General features: G+C 59.7%; 16 protein-coding genes and 1 tRNA gene. 10 read left to right on the top strand and 7 right to left on the bottom strand.

Translation table 11 applies throughout. The annotated features are described in order from the left end of the window. The first annotated feature begins 16 nt into the window (after nt 1-16). Nucleotides 17-1,006: a cupin gene (locus DXY29_RS02815; protein WP_244279292.1), complete on the top strand. Its 990-nt coding sequence runs from the start codon at nt 17-19 to the stop codon at nt 1,004-1,006. Nucleotides 1,007-1,017: 11 nt separating this feature from the next. On the opposite strand, the gene DXY29_RS02810 is transcribed toward DXY29_RS02815, so the two are convergent. From DXY29_RS02810 to psaA, 4 genes are all read right to left on the bottom strand, one after another. Continuing rightward, complete coding sequence (locus tag DXY29_RS02810; RefSeq protein WP_244279291.1) at nt 1,018-1,782, bottom strand: DUF3598 family protein; 765 nt, start codon at nt 1,780-1,782, stop codon at nt 1,018-1,020. Between the two features lie 38 nt (nt 1,783-1,820). Beyond that, nucleotides 1,821-2,771 carry a helix-turn-helix domain-containing protein gene (locus tag DXY29_RS02805; RefSeq protein ID WP_170952095.1) on the bottom strand — a complete coding sequence of 317 codons (951 nt, stop codon included), beginning with the start codon at nt 2,769-2,771 and terminating at the stop codon, nt 1,821-1,823. A gap of 204 nt (nt 2,772-2,975) precedes the next feature. After that, nucleotides 2,976-5,189: a photosystem I core protein PsaB gene (psaB, locus tag DXY29_RS02800; RefSeq protein ID WP_115022749.1), complete on the bottom strand. Its 2,214-nt coding sequence runs from the start codon at nt 5,187-5,189 to the stop codon at nt 2,976-2,978. Nucleotides 5,190-5,211: 22 nt separating this feature from the next. Beyond that, on the bottom strand, nt 5,212-7,515 hold the full coding sequence (gene psaA / locus DXY29_RS02795; protein WP_115022747.1) for a photosystem I core protein PsaA: 2,304 nt from the start codon (nt 7,513-7,515) through the stop codon (nt 5,212-5,214). Nucleotides 7,516-7,918: 403 nt separating this feature from the next. Here psaA and DXY29_RS02790 point away from each other — a divergent pair, with 403 nt between their 5' ends. Together DXY29_RS02790 and cobJ are read left to right on the top strand one after the other, a co-directional pair. After that, nucleotides 7,919-9,244 carry a hypothetical protein gene (locus tag DXY29_RS02790; RefSeq protein WP_115022745.1) on the top strand — a complete coding sequence of 442 codons (1,326 nt, stop codon included), beginning with the start codon at nt 7,919-7,921 and terminating at the stop codon, nt 9,242-9,244. A gap of 69 nt (nt 9,245-9,313) precedes the next feature. Beyond that, nucleotides 9,314-11,041 carry a precorrin-3B C(17)-methyltransferase gene (gene cobJ / locus DXY29_RS02785; protein ID WP_115022743.1) on the top strand — a complete coding sequence of 576 codons (1,728 nt, stop codon included), beginning with the start codon at nt 9,314-9,316 and terminating at the stop codon, nt 11,039-11,041. 215 nt (nt 11,042-11,256) lie between these two features. Here cobJ and DXY29_RS02780 read toward each other — a convergent pair. Then, nucleotides 11,257-11,330, bottom strand: a tRNA-Pro gene (locus tag DXY29_RS02780). A gap of 89 nt (nt 11,331-11,419) precedes the next feature. On the opposite strand from DXY29_RS02780, the gene lipA reads away from it, so the two are divergent. Continuing rightward, the gene (lipA, locus tag DXY29_RS02775) at nt 11,420-12,289 is read left to right on the top strand and encodes a lipoyl synthase (RefSeq protein ID WP_115022741.1); all 870 of its coding nucleotides are present in this window, start codon (nt 11,420-11,422) and stop codon (nt 12,287-12,289) included. Here the strand turns inward: lipA and DXY29_RS02770 are convergent. Then, nucleotides 12,267-12,575 (bottom strand): YciI family protein, encoded by a 309-nt coding sequence (locus DXY29_RS02770; RefSeq protein ID WP_115022739.1) that lies wholly within the window; start codon nt 12,573-12,575, stop codon nt 12,267-12,269. The genes lipA and DXY29_RS02770 overlap by 23 nt on opposite strands. A 14-nt stretch (nt 12,576-12,589) precedes the next feature. After that, complete coding sequence (gene gltB / locus DXY29_RS02765) at nt 12,590-17,191, bottom strand: glutamate synthase large subunit (protein WP_115022738.1); 4,602 nt, start codon at nt 17,189-17,191, stop codon at nt 12,590-12,592. Nucleotides 17,192-17,293: 102 nt separating this feature from the next. Between gltB and DXY29_RS02760 the strand changes: the two genes are divergently transcribed. From DXY29_RS02760 to tuf, 6 genes are all read left to right on the top strand, one after another. Further along, nucleotides 17,294-18,991 (top strand): phosphodiester glycosidase family protein, encoded by a 1,698-nt coding sequence (locus tag DXY29_RS02760; RefSeq protein ID WP_115022736.1) that lies wholly within the window; start codon nt 17,294-17,296, stop codon nt 18,989-18,991. Between the two features lie 34 nt (nt 18,992-19,025). Further along, nucleotides 19,026-19,352: an AIR synthase gene (locus tag DXY29_RS02755; protein WP_115022735.1), complete on the top strand. Its 327-nt coding sequence runs from the start codon at nt 19,026-19,028 to the stop codon at nt 19,350-19,352. Nucleotides 19,353-19,424: 72 nt separating this feature from the next. After that, nucleotides 19,425-19,799, top strand: a complete 375-nt coding sequence (rpsL, locus tag DXY29_RS02750; RefSeq protein WP_006850614.1) for a 30S ribosomal protein S12 — start codon at nt 19,425-19,427, stop codon at nt 19,797-19,799. A 41-nt stretch (nt 19,800-19,840) separates the two neighbouring features. Beyond that, the gene (gene rpsG, locus DXY29_RS02745; protein WP_115022733.1) at nt 19,841-20,311 is read left to right on the top strand and encodes a 30S ribosomal protein S7; all 471 of its coding nucleotides are present in this window, start codon (nt 19,841-19,843) and stop codon (nt 20,309-20,311) included. A gap of 90 nt (nt 20,312-20,401) precedes the next feature. Next, a complete protein-coding gene (fusA, locus tag DXY29_RS02740) occupies nt 20,402-22,477 on the top strand; it encodes an elongation factor G (RefSeq protein ID WP_115022731.1) in 2,076 nt (691 codons plus the stop codon). Nucleotides 22,478-22,521: 44 nt separating this feature from the next. Next, nucleotides 22,522-23,721, top strand: a complete 1,200-nt coding sequence (tuf, locus tag DXY29_RS02735) for an elongation factor Tu (RefSeq protein WP_115022730.1) — start codon at nt 22,522-22,524, stop codon at nt 23,719-23,721. Nucleotides 23,722-23,783 lie beyond the last annotated feature (62 nt).

Below are 23,783 nucleotides of genomic sequence, written 5' to 3'. Positions count from 1 at the left end.
TGCCGACCTCGATCCAATGGTTCTGCTGCTGGAAGGAACGATGACCATCACCCCGCAGGCGACGACGACAACCAGTTCCCAGGCGCAGTTCTTCGACTACGCCTCAGCGGCCAATCCCCTGCAGCAGGGGCTGATCAGCACGATCCCCTACCGGAGCTTTTCAGCCAGTTTCTTTGATGAGCCTGGGACGGCCCTTCAATCTCTTGATTTGAGTGCCGAGTTGCACTGCGAGGGCCCGGCCACCGGTCCATCCCTCTGCGGCAATTTCATTCGACTGGACCAAGGAGCACTCCGCACCAATGCAGATGCAACCAGTCAGCTGTTCTTCGTTGCCCGAGGCCGTGGGCAAACCGAAGCCTGTGGTCAGGTTTTTCACTGGAGCGCAGGAGATACGTTCGTCCTTCCGGCGGGCGGGGAAGCGATTCATAGCAGCAAGGGTCGCGCCGGCCTCTACTGGGTGCACGATGCCCCCCTGCTTCGTTATCTGGGCGTGACCACCGTGAAGCCGGTGTTTGAACCCTGCTTCTACGGCCATCAGGATGCTCGCGCTGAGCTGGATGCCATCGCCAACAATCCTCGAGGAGCCAACGCCAATCGGGTGAGTGTGCTGTTAGGCAACGACGCATTTCCTCAGACACGAACCGTCACCCACACCCTGTGGGCCATGTTGGGAATTCTCCCCGCAGGTCAGATCCAACGCCCGCATCGACACCAGTCGATCGCTCTTGATTTTGCGGTGGCCTGCCAACCGGGGTGCTACACGATGATTGGCACCGAACTGGACGCCAACGGAATGATCCGCAATGGTCACCGGGAAGACTGGGTTACCGGTGCAGCCTTCGTGACACCCCCGGGCTACTGGCACTCCCACCACAATGAGTCCGGCGCAGACGCCTATGTGCTGCCGATCCAGGATGCAGGACTGCACACCTACCTCCGTACGCTCGACATTGCTTTCAGCAATCAAAGACGGGGTGAACGAGAGTCATTGAGCAACACCCCCTAAGGGGGAAGAGGTCAACGGGTAAGCAGCTGATGATCCACCGACGTCAGCGCACCGTTGATTGCATAACGACGCGCAATTCGCTCGAGACGCGTCGGACTCGACAACCAAAGCGCTTCGATGCTGAACGTCTGGTTGGGATCAATCTGCAGCGGCGCCAGAAACGCACCTCCGTCGGGCAAGAAGACCCACTGCTCAAGATCGTCCGCTTCAAGCCGAAGGCCATCTCCTGGGGAGTTGATGTCGCAACGCCAGTCCCCCATAAGTTGATTGGCCTCCAAGGGTGGACACTCGACCGCTGAACTCCCGACAAGGAACTCCCGGATCAAAACGATCCGATCCAACTGCCCTGCACTGTCCCAAAGCAGAACCAGGCGATGGCGCCGTTCGTTGTGCAAAAAACCGAATTCGGCATAGAGCGTGCTCCAGTTGGACCGGTGCAGCGTGCCTCTGGAAAAGCTGCCCGTAGCGAAGACACCCATATCGGCATCCACGCGCATGAAGCTTTGAACAATCCGCTTTTCAGGCTCGCCGGCGGGAGTTTGTAGGAGAGATCCCGACCCCTCCGGCCAGAACAGCAACGTCAGATGAAGAGCGATGCCGGAGAGCGCCGGTTGCAGCGTGAGCAGAGATGGCTGACGTTTGGTTCGTTGCAACGATCGGTCCATGGTGTCGAACCAGCCGCGCCACTCACCAACGTTCCGCAGCAGAAGCTCCCATTCATCCACGATCAGCCTGGTCTTGATCCGACTGCAGAGGCTAGGCAGAGCCAGGGCCAAAAGGACAGAAAAAGTTCAACGCAAGTTCCCTTGACCTTTCAGCGGGACGCCAACAAGGTTGTGCGCGGAGTCTCCGCGAAGAGATCTCGATAGGCACTTGCGAAGTGATTCCGACTTGCAAAGCCAAAATGCTCGGCGGTCTGCTGAACGGTGTAACAACCCAACCGTTGCTGGAGATCAGGATTGGACAGCGCTTCGTGCACTTGCTGCAACCGAATACGACGCATCAATGCCATCGGGCCATAACCAAACATTTCACGACAACTCACGGTGAGGGTTGTCTTGGTGGTGAACAGCGCTTGACACACCGAGCTCAGTGAGATGGGCGTCATACTCGATCGAAAGGAAAAGCGAACCAACTCCTGCACAAGATCAGTGTGATGGTTTTTTTGCACAGGCTGCAGAAGAGCTGAAGTCTCTGGCGAAAGAGACTCGATCAGCTGAGCTTCAAGAAAATCAGCCTGGAAAGGCTGTGGCACATCAGCACCCTGCCAGGCGGGAAGCACCATCAACTGACGCAACTTGCGATGAACCATTGGGGGAAGAATGGCTGTGTTGTTGTGCTCCATTCGATTGGCAATCTCGGATGCACCCATCAGTTCGACCCAGGTGTCAATGCGACGACGATCGACAAGAGCAGCTGCAATCCGATTGCCACCTGGAGACGTTCTCATCAATGTCTCCTTCATCTTGGTGTTGAACCCAGCCAGGGCATTCGGAGCCAACGACTCACCAAAATGACGGTGTTCGCTGTAGTTGCCCGTATGTTCAATCGTGAATGGCAACCAGCGAGGGTGACGTGTGCCCTCCACCAACAACGCCTGATCTGCTTGCATCGAAACAAGCAGGATTCCATCCTGATGGTCGACCCTTAGACGTCCACGAAGGGGGCCTTGCGACACCTGAACGATGTTGTAATCACAGCCAAGCTGCCTCCACAACCGCGCACAGTCCTCCGCACTGCTGAATAAGCGGTCGCAACAGGGCAAAAGAACAGACGATGGCGCAGTTTTAGGGATCAGATTCGAACCAAAAAAGATTTCATGCAAGTTAGCTAACAATCACTAATCAATGGTGATCAGTAACCAAACGCCTAATGAATGAGATTCCAACAAGAAAGATCCCCACCCGGAAGACCGGATGGGGATAAGTGAAACGAGGAACGACTCGTCGCCGGTTGAATCAGGAAAGAATCAACCGAACTTTCCTGAAGTCGAAGCTATCAGGAAGGCTGCGTACGTCAGTACATAGCCGACCGTGAAGTGGGCGAGACCAACAACACGGGCCTGAACGATGGACAGTGCCACAGGCTTGTCGCGGTAACCCATCATGTTGGCGATGGGGCTGCGCTGATGTGCCCAGACAATGGTCTCGATCAGTTCCTGCCAGTAACCCCGCCAGGAGATCAGGAACATGAAACCGGTAGCCCATACCAGGTGACCGAAGAGGAACATCCAGGCCCAGACGGCCAGGTTGTTGCTTCCAAACGGGTTGTAACCGTTAATCAGCTGGGAGGAGTTGAGCCACAGGTAGTCACGGAACCAACCCATCAGGTAGGTGCTGGATTCGTTGAACTGAGCAACGTTGCCGGACCAGATGGCCAGGTGCTTCCAGTGCCAGTAGAAGGTCAGCCAACCCACGGTGTTCAGAGCCCAGAAGACTGCCAGATAGAAGGCGTCCCAGGCAGAGATGTCGCAGGTACCGCCACGGCCGGGGCCGTCGCAGGGGAAGGAGTAGCCGAAATCCTTCTTATCGGGCATCAGCTTGGAGCCGCGAGCATCCAGGGCACCCTTCACGAGGATGAGGGTGGTGGTGTGCAGACCCAAAGCGATGGCATGGTGAACAAGGAAGTCACCAGGGCCGATCGGCAGGAACACATCGGTGTTGCCGTTGATGGCATCAAGCCAGTAGTGGTCGCCAGGAATGTTCTGGGACGCAAGGCTGGCGGAGCTGGAGGCATTGGAGAGCAGCACGTCCATTCCATACATGGCCTTGCCAGAGGCGGCCTGTACGAACTGGGCGAAAACGGGCTCAACCAGAATCTGCTTCTCGGGGGTACCGAAGGCAACGACCACATCGTTGTGGACGTAGAGACCAAGGGTGTGGAATCCGAGGAACAGGGAGACCCAGCTCAGGTGACTGATGATCGCTTCTTTGTGCTCGAGCATCCGAGCCAGGACGTTGTCCTTATTGGCTTCGGGGTCGTAGTCACGGATGAAGAAGATCGCACCGTGAGCAAAGGCACCACACATCAGCGCAATGGCGATGTACTGGTGATGGGTGTACAGGGCTGCCTGGGTTGTGTAGTCCTTCGCGATGAAGGCATACGACGGCATCGAGTACATGTGCTGCGCAACGAGGCTGGTGATCACGCCAAGGGAGGCGAGAGCCAGACCAAGCTGGAAGTGCAGGCTGTTGTTGATGGTGTCGTAGAGACCTTTGTGGCCCGCACCCAGATCACCAGGAGTGCCCTGGGGAGGGTTGTGGGTTTCAAGGATCTCCTTGATGGAGTGACCGATACCGAAGTTGGTCCGGTACATGTGGCCGGCGATCACGAAGATGCAACCGATGGCCAGGTGGTGGTGGGCGATGTCCGTCAGCCAGAGAGCTTCTGTCTGAGGGTGGAAGCCACCAAGGAAGGTGAGGATGGCGGTGCCGGCACCTTCGGAACTACCAAAGACCTGATTCAGAGAATCGGGATTTTCGGCATACACACCCCAGTTACCGGTGAAGAAGGGTCCAAGACCGGCGGGATGAGGCAGAACGTTGAGGAAGTTGTCCCATCCAACGTGCTGACCGCGGGCTTCGGGGATCGCAACGTGAACCAGGTGACCGGTCCAGGCGATGGAACTGAAGCCGAACAGAACAGCCAGATGGTGGTTCAGACGCGATTCAGCGTTTTTGAACCAGGCCAGGGAAGGACGGAACTTGGGCTGCAGATGCAGCCAGCCGGCGAAGAGCGCCCAAGCCGACAGGATCATCATGAAGATGGAACCCTGATACAGCTCGGCATTCGTCTTCATGCCGATTGTGTAGAACCAGTGATACAGGCCTGAGTAGGCGATGTTCACCGGGGAGGAAGCACCCGCCTGGGTGAAGGCGTCAATGGCGCCTTGACCGAAGTGGGGATCCCAGATTGCGTGAGCGATGGGGCGCACGTGCAGGGGGTCGGCGACCCACTGCTCGAAGTTGCCCTGCCAGGCGATGTGGAACAGGTTTCCCGAAACCCACAGGCCGATGATCGCGAGGTGACCGAAATGAGTGGAGAAGAGCTTCTGATAGAGGCGCTCCTCCGTCATTCCGTCATGGCTCTCGAAGTCGTGAGCCGTGGCGATCCCGTACCAGATACGACGGGTTGTCGGGTCCTGGGCCAGACCCTGGCTGAACGAAGGGAATTTCGTTGCCATTAGAGGGAGAGGTCAGGTGAGGTCAACCGACCACAAGAATGTGGGCGTGGAAGAAGGCCCACGTGGTCGCAATTCCGCCCAAGAGGTAATGGGCAACACCCACGGCACGGCCTTGGATGATGGAAAGAGCACGGGGCTGGATGGCGGGAGCCACCTTCAGCTTGTTGTGAGCCCAAACGATGGACTCGATCAGCTCCTGCCAGTAGCCGCGGCCACTGAACAAGAACATCAGGCTGAAGGCGAACACGAAGTGAGCGCCGAGGAACATGATTCCGTAGGCAGCCGTGTTCGAGCCATAGCTGTTGATCACCTGAACGGCCTGAGCCCACAGGAAGTCACGCAGCCAGCCATTGATGGTGATGGCACTTTGAGCAAAGTTGCCATTGGTGATGTGCGCGACGGAACCGTCGGCATTCACCGTTCCCCAGATGTCGCTCTGCATCTTCCAAGAGAAGTGGAAGATCACAACCGACAGGGAGTTGTACATCCAGAACAGGCCCAGGAACACATGGTCCCAAGCGGAGACCTGGCATGTGCCACCACGACCGGGGCCATCGCAGGAGAAGCGGAAGCCCAGGTTGGCCTTATCAGGAATAAGGCGAGAGCTGCGGGCGTAAAGAACACCCTTCAGCAGGATCAGCACCGTCACGTGAATCGTGAAGGCGTGAATGTGGTGGACCATGAAGTCGGCAGTGCCGAGCGGCATGGGAGCCGCGGCGACCTTGCCGCCCACGGCGACCACAGAGCCGTTGAACACTTCACTCACACCCGCGAGGGCGTTAGGAGCAGTGCTACCGGCAGCTGCGGCGTGCACGTTCTGAATCCACTGAGCAAAAATCGGCTGAATCGAGATAGCCGAATCGCTGAACATGTCCTGGGGACGACCCAAGGCACGCATGGTGTCGTTATGGACATACAGGCCGAAGCTGTGGGCTCCGAGCCAGATGCAGACCCAGTTGAGGTGACTAATGATCGCGTCGCGAGCCTTGAGCACCCGATCGAGCACGTTGTCGATGTGCTTCGCGGGGTCGTAGTCGCGCACCATGGCAATGGCAGCGTGAGCGCCGGCGCCAACGATCAGGAAACCGCCGATCCAAATGTGGTGTGTGAAGAGACCAATCTGGGTCGGATAGTCGATCGCTTGGTACGGATACGGAGGCATCGCGTACATGTGCTGAGCGACGATGATGCTCACCGAGCCGCCGATGGCCAGATTGACCGCCAGCTGGGCATGCCAGGAGGTGGTCATGAACTCATAGAGTCCGTCGTGACCATTGGTGGCAGGGAACAGCAGGGGATCGCCCTTCTGGCCTTCGTGGATCTCCTTGATGGAGTGACCGATGCCCCAGTTGGTCCGGTACATGTGACCGGCAACGATGAACATCACGGCGATCGCCACATGGTGATGGGCGATATCCGTCATCCAAAGGCTTCCAGTCACAGGATTTAGACCACCTTTGAAGGTGAGGAAATCGCTGTAGGCAGCCCAGTTACCGGAGAAGAAGGCACCGACACCGGCACTGAAGCCGGGGTACAGCTGAGCCAGCAGATCCTGGTTGAAGAATTCGTGCGGCAGCGGAATGTCTGCAGCCGAAGCGATGGTCTTGCCGTTGAGAACCAGCGGCTGGCCGGCATCAATGGCATCCATCAACTTGGTGACAGGCGCCGAGACGTGGATCAGGTGGCCTGCCCATGACAGTGAACCGAGACCCAGCAGACCTGCCAGGTGGTGGTTCAGCATCGACTCAACGTTCTGGAACCACTCCAGCTTTGGCGCTGCCTTGTGGTAGTGGAAAACACCAGCGTTGAGCATCAGGCCGGCCATCACCAGAGCACCGATGGCCAAAGCCATGAGCTGGGTTTCACTGGTGATGCCCCAGGCCCGCCACATCTGGAAGAGGCCTGAGGTGATTTGGATGCCTTGGAACCCGGCACCCATGTCTCCATTGAGGATGTCTTGGCCAAAGACAGCCCAGACTTGCTGGGCGCTTGGCTTCACATGGGTGGGGTCGGCAAGCCAACCGGAATAGTTGGAGAAGCGTGCGCCGTGGAAGAAGGCACCGCTGAGCCAGATGAAGATGACGGCCAGGTGGCCGAAATGCGCGGAGAAAATCCGCCGAGAGACCTCTTGCAGGTCGCTCGTGTGAGCGTCGAAGTCGTGAGCGTTGGCGTGAAGGTTCCAAACCCAGGTGGTGGTTTTGGGACCTTTCGCGAGGGCGCGGTCGAAATGTCCGGGCTTACCGAACAATTCAAAGGTTGCAGGATTGTCAACCTTCTCGACCTGGCTCTTCGCGTCACTCCCACGCTCTGGTGGGCTGATGGTCATCGAGTCGTTCCTCGAGGGACGGGATTCGAGGTGGTGGGCCACCCCTCCGGCGAATCGGAATCCACCGGGGCCCCGGACACCAATCCACAGGGAATCAGCGTCAGGGCGTCAGTGAGACAGGGAGCCGAAACCCCTTGACTGCACTGAAGCTGGGGCCCCACAGAGGGGACCGCTGGCGGAAGCATAGGTGCGGAGGTGGGGGTTAAAGGGAACTGAGTTACAAAGGTTCAATCCCATGGCGGGCCAGTCAGCGACAGGCGTCTGCAGAAGGCCGAGAATCAGTCAAACAATGAAGATCTCAACCAGTAAGAAATACAATTTCCCGCAAATATTCTCCTTAAATAACTAAAACTGTGACATTGAAGGGCTGATTGTTCAGAATGATCAGATCTGTTCATGCCCAATGCTTCGCCCTGGCCTGAAGTCGATATGGGCTGTTCTGCTGACAGCTGTGGTGCTGCTGAGCGCCGGATTGCCAGTTCATGCACGACCTGGATTCTTCAACCGCGATGTCGGCACCGGAGCGAAGCCCCTATCGAGCTCCACCCCCAGCGGCAAGCTCCAGGAGGTGGCCCCACCAGGGGCGGTGCAACAGCTGCGGCAGGAGCTTCAACGGCACCGTCCATCCCTGCGGTTGGTGAATCCAAGCAACGACACCATCGTGGCGACGCAAGAGCTTGAGCTGAGTTTCGAGATCGATGACTGGCCCCTGAACAACGACCCCGAACTGGGTCTGGGCCCCCACATCGCCATCCAGATCGATGACCGTTCTCCCCTACGGCTGAGCGATAGCGATGGCAACCGCCTGACGGTCCGCATTGACGATCTGGAAGCGGGCAGTCACCGGTTCAGCGCATGGGCTGCTTATCCCTGGGGGGAGGCCGTTCAGTCACCAGGGGCCTCCATCCAGGGCCGCGTCCACCTCTGGCAAAAACTTCAGGGCACGCAACCCGACCGGGATTCACCCTGGCTGGTTCCTGTTCCACCCGCTGGAGAACAAGGCCTGCAACCACTTCTGGTGGACTGGCTCCTTTGGAATGCTCCGCTCCAAAACCTGCGTGAGGGGGATGGACGCTGGCGTCTACGCATCAGCATTGATGGAGACAGCTTTCTGGTTGATCACCAGGAGGCCCTGTGGCTCAAAGGATCGAATGGCGCAAGCAGTCACGACATTCAGATGGAACTTCTGAATGAGCTGGGCGAGCCGATCACACCCGTGTTCAACAATCAGCTGGTTCACCTGAAGGCTCCATCAGGTCCCAAGCCGGGCTGGATGCGATCGCGCCTCAATGAGAGCCAGCTCGCCCGCTTAAGCGGATCACCTGAGCCAGAGATGCCGGAAACGGTCGAACAACCGAAAGAGGCTCCACAGAAAGCAGAACAGCCACCACAACTGGCGCCAGTCGAGATCGAGGCCGAGACAGAGACAGAAGCAGAGACAGAGACCGATCCCATCGCCCCCGAGAACAGCGATCACGAGACCCCACAGTCGCCCCTGGCTCAGGACCAAGCCACGGCAGAGGCCAGCCAGCCAACACCGACCAAGGAGCAGCCCGCTGACAACGATCTTCCAATGAACACCAGCGAGAACAATCCACCGGTTGCGGAAAAGCCAACCGAATCGCTCGAACAGCAGGCCAAGACAGAAGCCAAGCTGATGCCGAGCAGCAGCCTGGGAGGATCAGCGCGTGAGCTGCTCAACAGTGATGGCCGCTTGCGCAAGCCCTGACCTGGATTCCCTGCCCTGAACCCAACACCCGACGTACCTGCTCTGGGCCTAGGACTCTCCCCCAGCGCCATGCCGCTCTTGGAGCGATTGCTGCTGCGCGGCCACATTGACCGGATCAAGGCGGCCGATCAAAACATCAATACTGCTCTTGATGAGCACTGGATGGCGCAGAACGTCGTGCTGATTGTGGGTGCCGTGGGCGCGGTGACACGCCTTATCGCACCGCGGATCCAAAGCAAGGAGCAGGATCCGGCCGTTCTGGTTCTCGACCCGAAAGGGGATTTCATCATCCCGCTGCTGGGAGGCCATTCCGCAGGTGCTGAACAACGCGCGCGGGAGATCGCCATGGATCTGGGAGGGCAGGCCGTGATCACTGGCGCCTGCGCCCATGAAGGACGTCTCCCCCTGGATGCCTTTGGTGAAGGCTGGGGCTGGAGACGCAGGGGGTCGGTGGCGGGTTGGCGCACTCTGATGGTGCGGCAAGCCCAGGGATTCAGCATCAGCATTCACCAGAACAGTGGATGTTCCGCCTGGCAATGCCCCGAAAGCCAGCACTTGCTCGAAAAAGTGTCGTCAGAGGCCGCTGACCTTGTGATCGGAGCGCGCCTTCAGGGTGATTGCCAATGGCATCCAGCAACGCTCTGGATCGGCATCGGCTGCGAGCGCAACACCAGTCTGTCCTTGGTCGAAAAGGCCATTACCGAGGCTTTAGCAACAGCCGGGCTGGCGAAGGAGGCTGTCGCCGGCATCGCCAGCGCAGAGAGGAAATCCGATGAACCAGCCTTGCAACAACTGAGCCAGACCAGGGCATGGCCGTTCCGAACCTTTGCAGAGCAGACGCTGGCCTCCATTGACGTGCCGAACCCCTCCGAGGTCGTGCGCAGGGAAATGGGAACAGCTTCAGTGTCAGAAGCAGCGGCGTTGCTGGCGGCAGGCGACAAAGGTGTTCTGATCCAGCCAAAGCAAATCAGCCATCCCGCGCCGGGAGAACAGGGCGCGGTCACGGTGGCCATTGCCGAAGCTCCACTACCCCACGCACCGGGTCGGGGAGAACTACACCTCGTCGGCAGTGGTCCCGGAGATCTATCCCTGCTCAGCGGAGACGCCAAATCGGCCCTGTCGCGATGCTGCGCCTGGGTCGGCTACAGCCTCTACCTCGATCTGCTGGAGCCCCTGCGGCGGGCGGATCAAATTCGGTTCGACGGTCAGCTCACCCGGGAATGGGACCGCTGTGCCGAAGCACTGCGCTTGGCACAACAGGGCGCCAAGGTTGCTCTCATCTCCTCTGGAGATAGCGGGATCTATGGAATGGCGGGATTAGCTCTGGAGCTGCTGCTTCAGCAACCCGAGCAGGACCGACCGAGCTTCACGGTGCATCCCGGAATTTCAGCATTCCAGCTGGCCGCTGCCAGAGCGGGAGCGCCACTCATGCATGACTTCTGCAGCGTGAGCCTCAGCGATCGCCTTACACCCTGGAACGTGATCGAGAAGCGACTAGAGGCCGCTGCATCAGGAGATTTTGTTGTTGCGCTCTACAACCCACGCTCTAAAGGACGGGATTGGCAACTCGGGAAAGCCAGAGAGATCCTGCTGAGACACCGCCCCCCAACAACCCCGGTAATGCTGGCTCGGCAGCTGGGCCGCGCAGAAGAATCTCGTCAGCTGACGTGCCTTGAACGCTTAGAGCCTGAATCAGTGGACATGCTCACCTTGGTTCTGATCGGGAACAGCAGCAGCCGAGCAGAGGATGGCTGGATGGTGACGCCGCGGGGGTACCCCGGGGCGAGCCTCCAATGAGATCTGTGACGTGGTTTATCGCGATCAATTCACCTGCATCGCCGCCGGAGCATTGATGGTTTCAAGAGATAAAGCAGCTCCAACACGAAAAAGGGTTGAAGCAGGTCGAAACATTTGAACCTACGCAGCCATGCTTCGTCGATCGGAACTTTGCGTTCGTCTAGGCCAACCCAGGTCTTCAACCAAGACCTTCTGGCGCAGCACGAAAGCATCAATCGGGATGACAGGATTCGAACCTGCGGCCCCTTCGTCCCGAACGAAGTGCGCTACCAAACTGCGCCACATCCCGGCACTTCAATCTTAGGAGATTGGTGTTTCCGAGAGGCCAGCAGAGACATCGGCGCAAGGTCTAAGGTCATGGATTGAAGAGACTTCGCCGTGCTCAAGCCGGAGTGGTTGCGCGTTAAGGCTCCGCAGCGCGAACGGATCGGCGCCGTGGCCGACCTGCTACTGGACTTGAACCTGAACACGGTCTGCCAGGAAGCGAGCTGCCCCAACATCGGGGAATGCTTCGCAGGCGGCACAGCCACGTTTCTGATCATGGGGCCTGGCTGCACCCGCGCATGCCCCTACTGCGACATCGACTTCGACAAGAGCGTGCGCGAGCTGGATCCGACGGAACCGCAACGGCTCGGCGAAGCGGTAGCCCGTCTGGGCCTGAAACATGTGGTGATCACCTCCGTGAACCGTGATGATCTCGCTGATGGCGGCGCCTCCCAGTTCGTGGCCTGCATTGAACAGGTCAAAAAGCGCTCACCGCTCACAACAATCGAGCTGCTGATTCCTGACTTCTGTGGCAACTGGGACGCTTTGGCAAGCGTGATGGGAGCTGCACCCCATGTGCTGAACCACAACATCGAGACGGTTCCGCGGATGTACCGCCTGGCTCGGCCCCAGGGCATCTACCAACGCTCCCTGGAGCTGCTGCAGCGTGTGCGTGACCAATGGCCCAAGGCTTACAGCAAGTCAGGCCTGATGGTCGGGCTCGGTGAAACCGATGAGGAGGTGATCCAAACGCTCCGGGATCTGCGCCAGCACAAGGTCGACATCGTCACCATCGGCCAATACCTCTCTCCAGGTCCGAAACATCTGACCGTCGACCGCTTTGTGACTCCTGCTCAGTTCGACACCTACAGAAGAGTCGGCGAAGAGGAACTGGGCTTCCTCCAGGTCGTCAGCTCACCACTCACCCGCAGCAGCTACCACGCCGGTGAGGTGCAGCGGCTTATGACCAGCCACCCCCGCTGACGGGGATCCATTCGTGCAACTGCCAGTCCACCAGACCGGCGCGAATCATCGGGTCGTTCTGCACCCACGCCCGAGCTTCGGCGTAGGACGAAGCTTCAAACATCAGCAATCCCCCGCCACCAGGCCGCCGGTTGTCATCAACCAGGTAACCGCTCTGAAGACGTCGTCCTGCAGCTGCTTCCTGCACAACCCAGTGGCGGTGAGCCTCCAAGGTGGGCCGCCGCTGCTCGACGGGCAGAGCGGCGGCGACGGCCGTGAAGGTTTCGGTCTTGACGAACCAGGCCACGAGAGACGACGGCGCTAGGCGGCCACAGCCTGCTTAACGGCCAATCCCATGGGTTCCCGCTCGCTTGGTGGGACCAACACCTTGAAGCGATGCTTCGCCGCAGACCAGTGGGCCAAGAGATCGGCAGCCTTTTCGCTGCCCGTTAGATCCACATGCTGTTGCAGCAGGCCCTTCAGCAGCGTCTCCTGCTCATGGGTGGTGATGGTACAGACCTCAACAATCTCCGGGTTCACCCGAGGCGCGACACGGCCCTCCTCATCCAGCAAGAAGGCCACACCACCGGTCATGCCAGCACCGATATTGCGGCCGGTGCTTCCGAGGACAACCACCACACCACCGGTCATGTACTCACAGCAGTGGTCACCAGCGCCTTCCACCACGGTGCGGGCTCCACTGTTGCGAACGCCGAAGCGCTCGCCAGCTCGACCATGAGCAAACAGCTCACCACCGGTGGCCCCATAGAGACAGGTGTTGCCAAGGATCACCTGATCCCCTGGAGAGGCAGAACCGTCAGAAGGCACCAGGGTGATGCGACCACTGTTCATGCCCTTGCCGACGTAGTCGTTGGCTTCACCCTCAAGACGAACCTGCATGCCCTGCACCAGGAAAGCCCCAAAGCTCTGGCCCGCGGCACCACGGAACGTCAGATCGAGCTGTCCATTGAATCCGCGGTTGCCATGACGCTGGGCAATTTCACCAGCCAGACGTGCACAGACACTGCGATCGGTATTGATGATCTCGATGCTGCGGCTGACGGCACCGTGGTTCTCCAACGCTGCCATGAGGTCAACATCGGCGAGCAGCTGATCCTCAAGAATCAGACCATTGCCGTGAGCCTGATCACTGTGACGAAGCCAGGACCGATCCGCAGCGCCACTGATCGGAGCGATTAAGCCAGATAGATCCACACAGTTTGTCTTGGCCAGATCGACGGAACGAGCCTTGAGAAGATCCATACGGCCAATCAGCTCTTCCAGGCGGGTAACGCCGAGCAGACTCATCAGCTGCCGCACTTCCTCGGCTACATACCAGAAAAAGTTGACGACGTGCTCAGGTACACCGTTGAAGCGCTTGCGCAGGTTCTCCTTCTGCGTGGCGACCCCGACAGGGCAATTGTTGGTGTGGCAGACACGAGCCATGACGCAGCCCTCAGCGATCATGGCGATCGACCCGAACCCGTACTCTTCCGCGCCGAGCAGGGCAGCGATCATGACGTCCCAGCCGGTTTTCAGACCTCCATCAGCACGCAGCAGGACCCGATCGCGCAGACCGTTTTCCACCAGAGAGCGATGCACCTCGGTCAGGCCCAGTTCCCATGGACTGCCGGCGTGCTTAATCGAACTCAGGGGAGATGCGCCCGTGCCCCCGTCGTGACCCGAGATCTGGATCACATCCGCGTTGGCCTTCGCCACGCCCGCAGCGATGGTGCCAATGCCGATCTCGGCCACCAGCTTCACGCTCACAGGAGCAGCAGGATGCACCTGGTGCAGGTCATGAATCAACTGCGCCAGGTCCTCAATGGAATAGATGTCGTGGTGAGGCGGCGGCGAAATCAAGGCCACTCCTGGCTTGCTGTTGCGCAGCCAGGCGATGTACTTGTCGACCTTCGGCCCAGGCAGTTGGCCCCCTTCACCGGGCTTGGCCCCCTGGGCCACCTTGATCTCCAGTTGTTTGCCACTGCGCAGGTATTCAGCCGTCACACCGAAACGCCCTGAAGCAACCTGCTTGATCGCCGAACAAGCGGTGTCGCCATTGCGAAGCCCGCCGATGCTTGGGAATGCGGCGGACCGTCCTTCCCCATCCACATCCTTGAGGATCTGGAAGCGTGCGGGGTCTTCACCACCTTCACCGCTGTTGCTCTTGCCACCGATGCGATTCATCGCCACGGCCAGCACTTCATGGGCTTCCCGGGACAACGCACCGAGGCTCATCCCCCCCGTACAGAAGCGGGTGCAGATGCTCTCCACGCTCTCCACCTGGTCGAGGGGCACCGGGGTGGGCGCCAGCTTGAACTCCAACAGGTCACGCAGGGCCATCACCGGGCGGTTCTCCAAGAGCGCCTGGTAGGTGGAGAAGTGGTCATAACCAGGGCCCTGGGCCACTGCCTTGTGCAGCGCCTTGGAAAGCTCGGGGTTATTGCGGTGGTATTCAGCACCACTGCGGTACTGAACAAAGCCCATGAACTCGAGCTTGCTGCGGTTGAGCTCGGGGAAGGCCTTGGCATGCATCGAGAGCGTTTCATTCGCCAACTCGGAGAGCGTCATGCCTGCAACACGGCTCGTCGTCCCGGTGAAGGCGGTCTCCACCACATCCGCACCTAGTCCAATCGCTTCAAAGATCTGGGCGCCGTGATAGCTGGCAAGCAAGGAGATTCCAATTTTGGAGAGGATCTTCCGGAGACCGTTCTCCAGCGACAAACGCACATTGGCCTGCGCCTGATCGGCATCCAGGGCTGGCAACTTGCCCTGTTCGATCCGCTTCTTGGTCTTGGGATGCTCCAGCCAGTGGCGCGTTGTCTCCCAGGTGAGCCAAGGGCAGACGGCACTGGCGCCGTAGCCGATCAGACACGCCATGTGATGGGTGCTCCAGCACTGGGCGGTATCGACCACAAGAGAGCACTGCAGACGCAACTTCTGGCGCAACAGATGGTGGTGAACAGCACCCACGGCCAGCAAGGCCGGCATTGCCACCGTCGTGGGCGTCAGCTGTGCCGCCGCCCCCGTGCTGTCGACCCGATCGGAGAGCACCAGCACCTGCGCACCAGCACGCACCGCCTGTTCCGCAAGGCTGCAAAGCGCATCAATGGCCTTCTGAAGGCCTCCCGCGCAGGACTCAACTGCCACCTGGGTGGACACGGTCTGGACGGGCAAACCTTGCTGACTGATTGCCGCTAGTTCCGCCTCATTCAAAACAGGAGTCTCGAGGTGGATCACTGAAGCCGCTTCCGGCTGGGGCTTCAGGGCCGGCCGGCGTTCACCCAGATGCATCTCAAGGCTCATCACCAGCTTTTCCCTCAAGGGATCAATCGGTGGGTTGGTGACCTGGGCGAAGCGCTGCTTGAAATAGTCGTAGAGCAGGTGCGGCTTATCGGAAAGCACCGCCAGGGGAATGTCATCCCCCATGCAGTAAGTCGGCTCCTTGCCGAGGGCCGCCATGTCTTCAATGATCAAATCGAAGTCTTCAGCGGTGAAGCCCATGGCGGTCTGCAACCGCAGCAGGTCGAGTTCACCCACCTGTCGGTTTTGAGTCCAAGGCTGGGGTTCCACACCGCGGCGATGCTGCTGCAACCAATCGGCATAGGGGAATCGACATGCCGCGTCTTCCTTAACCGACCAGTTGTCGAGCAACTCACCGCGTTCCAGATCAACGGCCACCATCTGGCCGGGGCCAAGACGTCCTTTCTGAACAATCGTCTTGCCGCTGAGGTCGACCACGCCGGTCTCAGACCCCATGATCACGAAGCCGTCTTCGGTGGTGCACCAACGCGCCGGGCGCAACCCATTGCGGTCGAGCGTGGCACCCACCCGCTTGCCGTCAGCAAAGACCAGCAGGGCTGGGCCATCCCATGGCTCCTGAATTCCCGCGTTGAATTCATACATCGCCATCACATCGGGACGGCTGTCGAGGTCGGGCTGATTGCGGAAGGCTTCCGGAACGAGCGTGATCAGGCTGTCGGTGATCGACCGCCCACTGCGCACCATCAGCTCCAGGGTGGCGTCAAGATTGGCGGAATCACTGAACGCAGGGTTTACCACTGGGATCAGGTCGTCTGCAGCATCTCCCCAAACGTTCTCGAGGCTGGCTTCTGACGCCTTGGCCCAGTTGAGATTTCCCAGCAGCGTGTTGATCTCACCGTTATGACCCAAAAGCCGCATCGGCTGCGCCAGAGGCCAACGGGGCAAGGTGTTCGTGCTGAAGCGACGGTGATAGACCGCAAAACTCACCGCAAAACGTGGATCCTGCAGATCGGCGTAGTACTGCGCCAGAACCTCGGACCGGACCATGCCCTTGTAGACAACCGTCCGGCTGCTCAGGGAAGCGACATAAACCTCCTGGGCCACCTCGGCGCCAAGGGCAGCCCGCACACGGGCGCCAATCCGCCGCCGCAAGCGGAGAAGCTGCCCATCAAACCCTGCGTCGTCCGCATCGCCGTTGAGCACCCACTGCTCAATGACGGGAGCGGTGGCGCGGGCCAGGGGGCCAAGCACCGCAGAGTCCACAGGAACAATTCGCCAACCAAGCGGTTGCAAGCCGAGCGCCTTGGCCTCGTCATCACAGAGGCCTCGGACCTCGGCACGACGGGTGGCATCGGTCGGCATGAACATCATCCCGAGGCCCCGCGCTGCACCCGCCTCAGGCCAGACGGCTTTTAGGTACGTCCAGGGGATTTGACACAACACCCCTGCGCCATCGCCGGAGTCTCCATCTCCCCCACAACCGCCTCGGTGCTCCATGCATCCCAAACCACGCAGGGCCTGTTCCAACACCCAATGGCTGGCCTGTCCCTGGAGCTGGGCCAAAAAGCCAACGCCACAAGCATCCTTCTCACCCGCAACAACCTCGGGCGCAGGGCTGTCGCAGTAAGGCCAGACAGCGGAACGGATGGCTTCAGTCATAGGGAACTCAACCGGACGGACGCATGGGCCTGCAGCTTCGAGCTCTGCAGAAACCATCTCGAGGGACGATCCTAGGCAGGCGCCTCTCCGCCAAGGCATTTGATGCTGGCCTTTGCCCCACTTTCCGCGCCACCGCCCGCGCCACCTCCAGAGCTGCGCTTTGTGCCGAAGCAAAGTGGTGATGAAGTCCTCGTCGGCCGAGAGCGCAGCAAAGCGGTTTGGCTTTGGAGGGGCAGCAACACAGCAACAGAGGAACTCTGGCTGCCCTTGGAGCTCCTGGAATCCCGGCTGGGTTTCAGGCGCGTTGCTCGCATCGACGGAGAGGCACTGGAATGGTTCGGTCGAACCGTCCCCCTGGCTTCGCTAGAGACCCGTTCGCTCGGGGATGAAGTCGGTCTCGAAGTGAGCGACTGGCTCACCGAGATCGGTGTTGCCACCCAAGTGAACGGAAGCAGCCTGACGCTTCGGCTGCCCACCCCAACCGTGAACAACCTGCGCCGCGGCAAGGGTTCAACAGCCGATCGTTTGGTGCTTGATCTGAACGGACCCGCCTTGGTGCAGCAGCTGAACGGTGACCTGTTGCTGGAGCTCAAGGTCTCGCCGTCACAGAAACGTCAGCTCAAAGCGTGGGGGCTCGCTCCTCAGCAGCGTCATGACGGCGGCCTTGTGCTGCAGGGACAAGCCACAAAGCTACGGAGCTTGAGCCTGTCGTCTCCCTGGCGATTGGTGCTGGACGGTGTGCGGGTCGGCGGCCGCCGCCAACCCCCAAGCGCACGCCTGCCCCTAAGCAATCCAACTGTTGCCGCGTTGCTCAGGCGGGGCTTTGTGCTGGAGAAACGCACGATCAAGGTGGGGGTGAAACCCATCCAGGTGTTTCGTGCTGGCGGTGACCTGAGCGGCCTTGGGATCACCCTGCAGCCCCTGGCCAAGACCGAACAGCAACAGGGCCTGCAGTTTCTTCCGCAGCTCTCCCAACCAGCAGGGGCGCTGGTCGCCGTGAACGGAGGGTTTTTCAACCGGATCAATCAACTCCCCCTTGGAGCCCTGCGGCGCCAGGGGGTCTGGCTATCGGGACCGATTTTGAACCGCGGCGTCATCGCTTGGGGATCGTCAGGAGATCTGCAGTTCGGCCGACTTCGCCTGGACCAAACGTTGCAGGTGAACAACGGTCAGCACTGGGGCATCAAAGCGATCAACAGCGGCTACGTCCAAAAAGGACTGAGCCTTTACACACCGGCCTGGGGCCCCCGCTACCGGGCCTTGAGCGGTGAAGAGGAAGCACTCTTGATTCGCGGTGGCCGCGTCGAGGCAACGTTCGAGCAAACCAACCTGCAGCGCGGGATTTCCATCCCACAGGACGCTGAGTTGGTGGTGGCTCGCGGGCGCACCCCACTACCAGCGCGACCTGGCGATCGGATCCTGTTGAGATCACGGGCGAGCTCATCCCTCGCCCAACAGCCGAATGTGCTGGGCGGCGGTCCACTCCTGATGCAGAACGGGCGTGTGGTTCTGAATGGACGCCAAGAAGGCTTTAGTCCCGGCTTCATGAGCTTGGCGGCACCGCGGACCGTGGTGGCCCAAGGGCAGAGCGGTCAATGGCTAATGACCCTGCGTGGTGCCTCTGGCAGTGATCCCACGCTTGTGGAAACAGCACTGGCAGCCCAACAACTGGGCCTGCGTGATGCGTTGAATATGGATGGCGGCAGTTCGACAACGCTCGTCGTGGCAGGTCAAACCGTGATGAACGGTCGTGGCAGCACCCCGAGAGTTCATAACGGACTGGGGCTTATCCCCCTCTGAGACCTGCAACAGTGGAGAACCCAAGAAACTGAGCATGGCTGCCAATTTGCGGCTGACCGCTGCCGCTGCTGCCGAGCTAGGGCGTCAGGCTGCCGTGGCGGGAACACCCGGGCAGATGCATCTCGACGTCACTCCAGGGGAATGCGCACAGCATGTGCTGCGCATTCGAGCAGGACATTTGGCCGGTATTGCCATTGCAAGGGCCGATGGCGTGACGCTGCACGCCCCTGCAGAGCAGCTCAAATTGCTCGAGGGTCTTTGTCTGGACTACCGCGGCGACCTCAGTGGTGGCGGATTTCTGATCCGCAGCAGCGACGGTGTTGAACCCTGTGCCTGTGGCAGTGCCTTCAGCCGCGTCTGAAAGGGGACCGTCACCCGGTATCGTGGTCGATTGTCGAATCAGGTCGGGAGTCCGACCGCTCACCGACCATCGATGCCAACCATCCAACAGCTGATCCGCACTGAGCGCTCACGCCTCAAGGCCAAGACAAAGTCCCCGGCCCTGAAATCGTGTCCGGAACGACGCGGTGTTTGCACCCGCGTTTACACCTCAACGCCGAAAAAGCCCAATTCGGCTTTGCGCAAGGTGGCTCGTGTGCGCCTTACTTCCGGCTTTGAAGTCACGGCTTATATCGGTGGCGTCGGTCACAACCTGCAGGAGCACTCGGTCGTTTTGATCCGTGGTGGTCGTGTCAAGGACCTCCCTGGCGTCCGCTATCACATCATTCGCGGAACCCTGGATACAGCTGGTGTGAAAGACCGGCGTCAGTCCCGCTCCAAGTACGGCGCCAAGGCTCCCAAGGAGTGATCACCGGTTTCTTCCTCATTCCCACAACGTTCTGATCCCTAATGTCCCGCCGCAACGCCGCTGAAAAGCGCCCGATTCTTCCCGATCCGCAGTTCAACAGCCGCCTCGCCACGATGATGGTGGTGCGCCTGATGCAGCACGGCAAGAAGTCCACAGCGCAACGGATCCTGTCCGACGCGTTCGGGCTGATCAATGAGCGCACCGGCGGAGATCCGCTCGAACTGTTCGAAACTGCCGTCAAGAACGCCACTCCATTGGTGGAAGTGCGCGCTCGCCGGGTTGGTGGCGCCACCTATCAGGTGCCCATGGAAGTGCGCCAGGAGCGCGGAACGGCCATGGCCCTGCGCTGGCTGGTGAGCTTTTCCCGTGCCCGTAATGGTCGGAGCATGGCCCAGAAGTTGGCTGGCGAATTAATGGATGCCGCCAATGAGGCTGGCAGCGCCGTTCGCAAGCGCGAAGAGACCCACAAAATGGCCGAAGCCAACAAAGCCTTCGCCCACTACCGCTACTGAGCCTTTCAGGCCAGCCCGTCAACACAGATGTTCATGGCTGACCTGTAGAGTCTCCCCGCCTTTTCACGCCCCACCCCCGGAGAATTTCCTGTGGCCCGCGACTTCCCCCTGGAACGCGTCAGAAATATTGGTATCGCTGCTCACATCGATGCCGGAAAAACCACCACTACCGAACGGATCCTGTTCTATTCCGGTGTGGTGCACAAAATCGGCGAGGTGCATGACGGCGCTGCAGTCACCGACTGGATGGCCCAGGAGCGGGAACGTGGCATCACGATCACGGCAGCTGCCATTTCGACGTCTTGGCAGGACCATCGGATCAACATCATTGACACGCCTGGCCACGTGGACTTCACCATCGAGGTGGAGCGTTCCATGCGTGTGCTGGATGGTGTGATCGCCGTCTTCTGCGCGGTTGGTGGTGTTCAGCCCCAATCCGAGACCGTTTGGCGTCAGGCGGATCGCTACTCCGTCCCCCGGATGGTGTTCGTCAACAAGATGGACCGCACCGGTGCGGACTTCCTCAAGGTTCACGGCCAGATCAAGGATCGCCTCAAGGCCAATGCTGTCCCGATCCAGCTTCCGATCGGGGCTGAAGGTGAACTGAGCGGCATCATCGATCTCGTTGCCAACAAGGCGTACATCTATAAGAACGATCTCGGCACCGATATCGAAGAGGCCGAAGTGCCGGCTGCTATGGCCGACGAGGTGGCCGAATGGCGGAACACCTTGATGGAAACCGTCGCCGAAACCGACGAGTCTCTGATCGAGAAGTTCCTCGAGAGCGGCGAACTCAGCGTTGATGAGCTCAAGCAAGGCATTCGCGAAGGCGTGCTGAAGCACGGTCTTGTACCCATGCTCTGCGGCTCTGCCTTCAAGAACAAAGGCGTGCAGCTGGTGCTCGACGCCGTGATCGACTACCTGCCAGCTCCTGTCGATGTCCCCCCCATCCAGGGTGTGCTTCCCGACGGCAGCGAAGCCGTGCGTCCTTCCGACGACAGTGCTCCTTTCAGTGCCCTCGCCTTCAAGGTGATGGCCGATCCTTACGGCAAACTCACCTTCGTCCGGATGTACTCCGGCGTGCTGGAGAAAGGCAGTTATGTGCTCAACTCCACCAAGGGAGAGAAGGAGCGCATCTCTCGTCTTGTGGTGCTGAAGGCGGATGATCGCGAAGAAGTCGATGCCCTGCGAGCCGGAGACCTCGGCGCTGTGCTGGGTCTGAAGAACACCACCACCGGTGACACCCTCTGCACCCAGGACGATCCCATCGTTCTTGAGACCCTGTTCATCCCCGAACCGGTGATCTCAGTGGCCGTGGAGCCCAAGACCAAGGGCGACATGGAAAAACTCTCCAAGGCACTTGTGTCTTTGGCAGAGGAAGACCCCACGTTCCGCGTCAATACTGACTCTGAAACCGGTCAGACCGTGATCGCCGGCATGGGCGAGCTCCACCTGGAAATCCTGGTGGACCGCATGCTGCGCGAATTCAAGGTGGAAGCCAACATCGGCGCACCTCAGGTGTCCTATCGCGAAACCATCCGTGGTTCCGCAGGTGGCGAAGGCAAGTTCTCTCGTCAGACCGGTGGTAAGGGTCAATACGGCCACGTCGTGATCGAAATGGAACCGGGTGAGCCCGGCTCCGGCTTCGAATTCGTCAACAAGATCGTGGGCGGTGTCGTTCCGAAGGAATACATCAAGCCCGCCGAGCAGGGCATGAAAGAGACCTGCGAATCCGGTGTGATCGCCGGATATCCGCTGATCGATGTGAAATGCACGATGGTGCATGGCTCATATCACGACGTCGACTCTTCGGAGATGGCGTTCAAGATCGCCGGATCCATGGCCTTCAAGGACGGCGTCAAGAAGTGCAATCCTGTGCTGCTTGAACCGATGATGAAGGTCGAGGTCGAAGTCCCCGAGGATTTCCTCGGTTCGATCATCGGCGACCTGTCCTCCCGTCGAGGTCAGGTTGAAGGCCAGTCCGTCGATGACGGCACGTCCAAAATCTCGGCCAAGGTGCCCCTTGCCGAGATGTTCGGTTACGCCACCGAGCTCCGCTCCATGACCCAGGGCCGGGGCATTTTCTCGATGGAATTCGACAATTACGCCGAAGTTCCTCGCAATGTGGCCGAGGCCATCATCTCCAAGAATCAGGGCAATTCCTGATCTCTAAACTCCTCCAAACCCAACCCTCGATTCTTTAAACACCCATGGCACGCGAGAAGTTCGAAAGGAACAAGCCCCACGTCAACATCGGCACCATCGGCCACGTTGACCACGGCAAGACCACCCTCACCGCCGCGATCACCAACGTGCTCGCCAAGAAAGGGCAGGCTGAAGTTCAGAACTATGCCGACATCGACGGCGCCCCCGAAGAGCGTGAGCGCGGCATCACCATCAACACCGCTCACGTTGAGTACGAGACCGAGTCTCGTCACTACGCTCACGTGGACTGCCCTGGCCACGCGGACTATGTGAAGAACATGATCACCGGTGCCGCTCAGATGGACGGCGCCATCCTGGTGTGTGCTGCCACCGACGGCCCCATGGCCCAGACCAAGGAGCACATCCTTCTGGCCAAGCAGGTGGGCGTTCCAGCTCTGGTGGTTGCACTGAACAAGTGCGACATGGTCGATGACGAAGAGATCATCGAACTGGTGGAAATGGAGATCCGTGAACTGCTCTCCAGCTACGACTTCCCCGGCGATGACATCCCCGTCGTTCAGGTGTCTGGCCTGAAGGCCATCGAAGGCGAGGCTGAGTGGGAAGCCAAGATCGAGGAACTGATGGCGGCTGTTGACGCCAGCATTCCTGAGCCTGAGCGGGAAGTGGACAAGCCCTTCCTGATGGCTGTGGAAGACGTCTTCTCCATCACCGGTCGTGGCACCGTGGCCACCGGCCGTATTGAGCGCGGCATGGTCAAAGTCGGCGAAGAAATCGAGATCGTCGGCATTCGCGAGCCTCGGAAGACAACCGTCACCGGTGTGGAAATGTTCCGCAAGCTGCTCGACGAGGGCATGGCTGGCGACAACGTTGGTCTGCTGCTGCGCGGCATCCAGAAGGAAGACATCGAACGCGGCATGGTGTTGGTGAAGCCTGGCTCCATCACCCCTCACACCAAATTCGAAGGTCAGGTGTATGTGCTGAAGAAGGAAGAAGGCGGCCGCCACACTCCTTTCTTCGCTGGCTACCGCCCGCAGTTCTACATCCGTACAACTGACGTGACCGGCCAGATCACCGCCTTCACCGCTGAAGACGGCAGCAATGTCGAAATGGTGATGCCTGGTGACAACATCCAGATGACCGGTGAGCTGATCTGTCCTGTTGCGATGGAAACCGGCATGCGTTTCGCTATCCGCGAAGGCGGCCGCACCATCGGTGCTGGCGTGGTCTCCAAGATCATCGAGTGATCAGCGCGAGCTGAACCACAAAGCAGGAGATGGAGGGGCTCCGCCCCCCATCTCCTACATTT

Origin of the sequence: Synechococcus sp. UW69, from assembly GCF_900474185.1 — a bacterium.
In the GTDB taxonomy this organism is placed as follows: domain Bacteria; phylum Cyanobacteriota; class Cyanobacteriia; order PCC-6307; family Cyanobiaceae; genus Parasynechococcus.
The sequence above is the reverse complement of the archived record's forward strand: the minus strand, read 5'-3'. Positions and strand labels throughout refer to the sequence as shown.

Bases quoted from the DNA above. Each gene is read 5' to 3' on its own strand.
- gltB (WP_115022738.1), bottom strand. From the start codon at position 17,191: ATGACTGAAGCCATCCGTTCCGCTGTCTGGCCTTACTGCGACAGCCCT.
- psaB (WP_115022749.1), bottom strand. From the start codon at position 5,189: ATGGCAACGAAATTCCCTTCGTTCAGCCAGGGTCTGGCCCAGGACCCG.
- DXY29_RS02760 (WP_115022736.1), top strand. From the start codon at position 17,294: ATGCTGGCCTTTGCCCCACTTTCCGCGCCACCGCCCGCGCCACCTCCA.
- cobJ (WP_115022743.1), top strand. From the start codon at position 9,314: ATGCCGCTCTTGGAGCGATTGCTGCTGCGCGGCCACATTGACCGGATC.
- rpsG (WP_115022733.1), top strand. From the start codon at position 19,841: ATGTCCCGCCGCAACGCCGCTGAAAAGCGCCCGATTCTTCCCGATCCG.
- DXY29_RS02815 (WP_244279292.1), top strand. From the start codon at position 17: ATGGTTCTGCTGCTGGAAGGAACGATGACCATCACCCCGCAGGCGACG.
- psaA (WP_115022747.1), bottom strand. From the start codon at position 7,515: ATGACCATCAGCCCACCAGAGCGTGGGAGTGACGCGAAGAGCCAGGTC.
- tuf (WP_115022730.1), top strand. From the start codon at position 22,522: ATGGCACGCGAGAAGTTCGAAAGGAACAAGCCCCACGTCAACATCGGC.
- rpsL (WP_006850614.1), top strand. From the start codon at position 19,425: ATGCCAACCATCCAACAGCTGATCCGCACTGAGCGCTCACGCCTCAAG.
- DXY29_RS02755 (WP_115022735.1), top strand. From the start codon at position 19,026: ATGGCTGCCAATTTGCGGCTGACCGCTGCCGCTGCTGCCGAGCTAGGG.
- DXY29_RS02790 (WP_115022745.1), top strand. From the start codon at position 7,919: ATGCTTCGCCCTGGCCTGAAGTCGATATGGGCTGTTCTGCTGACAGCT.